This is a genomic window from Streptomyces sp. NPDC005181 (assembly GCF_040608395.1).
GTDB lineage: Bacteria > Actinomycetota > Actinomycetes > Streptomycetales > Streptomycetaceae > Streptomyces.
The window spans coordinates 1-1,610 of record NZ_JBEXID010000244.1 but is presented as its reverse complement, the minus strand read 5'-3'; the positions used below and the strand labels follow the sequence as shown (position 1 = coordinate 1,610).

Annotated in this window: 1 protein-coding gene; it reads right to left on the bottom strand. The window is 65.2% G+C overall.

What is annotated here, in order from left to right; translation table 11 throughout:
- Positions 1-8: 8 nt before the first annotated feature.
- Positions 9-1,514: a hypothetical protein gene (locus ABZV38_RS40370; protein WP_356333944.1), complete on the bottom strand. Its 1,506-nt coding sequence runs from the start codon at positions 1,512-1,514 to the stop codon at positions 9-11.
- Between the last annotated feature and the right edge of the window lie 96 nt (positions 1,515-1,610).

The window sequence follows — 1,610 nt, the reverse complement described above, 5'->3', positions numbered from 1 at the left end:
GGCACCCGTCACCCCACACCCGCCACGATCCGCCTCGCCAACGAACAACCCCTCGGCCTCGTGGCATGACGATCACCACAAGCTAAGTGGCATTGCTCCTTGAGGCGCGGATGAATCCGGGCGAGGGCTCGGCGGAGACGCTCCAGCTTCGAATCCTTGGAGTCCTCCTTCTTCTTGCGATTGTCGCGGTTGTGTTCGTGCTGATCCGTGCGCCTCTTCCTGTCGTTGCGCATCTTGTCGCGCTTCTTCTTGAAGAAGTCGCGCATCTTCTTGCCGCTGCTCTTGAGCGCCTGGCCGATCTTGCTCTTGTGCAGCTTCTTGCCGAGCGTCTTGCCGGCGTTGCGGATCTTCTTGAGGGCGGACTTGACCTTGCCCTTGATCTTCGTCAGCGCCTTGCCCAGCGGGGACTTGGGCTTGCGAGGCTTCTGACGCTTGGGCGCCTCGGTCTCTTTCTTCTTCTTGGGCGCCGTGCGGGGAGACTTGTCCTTCTTGGCGTCGGGCCTCCGGTCCGACGCACTGTTCTGCGCCGCGTCCGGCTTCTGCTGGTCGTGCTTCGCCTCGGCCTCGTCCCGCCGGCGCTCCCGCTCCTTGTCCGGCGTCTTGCTCGTCGGCCGGTCTTGAGCCGTGTCCTTCGGAACACTCCGGCCCGGACTGCGGTCCGTCGACGCCGACCGGTTCTTCGGGACCCTCGGTCCCTTCGGCTTCGACGGTCCCGCCGGCTTCTTCAAGGACTCCACCGCGTTGCGTACCGCACCCCGCGCCTTGTTCACCGCGTTGCCCGCCGCCTCCTTCGCGCCCTTGCCCGTCTTGTTCAGGCCCTTCATGATCTTCTCGGACATCGCCTTGAGGCGTTTTCCTACGCCTTTGGTCGCCGAAGCCAGGCGGATCATCAGGAAGTTGGCAATGAAGTCGAGCAGGGCGACAATGCCCGCCGCCACCGCCTCCGCGAAGAGGCAGGCCGCCGGGCCCGCCTTGACCGCCTTCAAGTAGGCCCAGAACTTGCCGAACGCGGAGAGGATCGAGCTGATGCTCTGCCACGCCGCCATCAGGCCCTGGACGATGGTGAGGATCGCGCCCGCCGCCGGGACGATCATCGAGACGACCTTCTCGATGACGATCGACGCGATCATCATCGGCAGCGAGGCGATGATCGCGTCCCACGCCATCTTGCCGATCTCCTTGATCGAGACGCAGCCCTTCACCAGGACATCGATCACGGCCTTGCCGAGGCCGAGAATGCCCTCGACCTTCGTGTCGAACCACCGCTTCACGCCCGTCTTGATGGCGCCCCAGAGGTGGTCGGTTATCCCTGCCTTCGCCGAGCTGCCCGCCTTGCTGATCCAGCCGCCCGGGTCAGGGGCGATGTCCGCGACCAGCGCCGCGAACTTGCCCAGCGCCTCGATCGCCGCCTGGGCGAACTTGATCGCGCCGAGGATGACCGCCCGGTAGATCTTGACGGCGGCCTTGATGCCTGCTTCCAGCACGTCGAGCAGCGCATTCAGGCCCGCGGCCAATCAGGGCGGTTGCAAGTTCCGGGTTCGTGCGGCTGGTCGGGGAGTGACCGGTTGGGGCGCATAACAGGGCAGGCACGGGCTTCGTGATCATTGTGG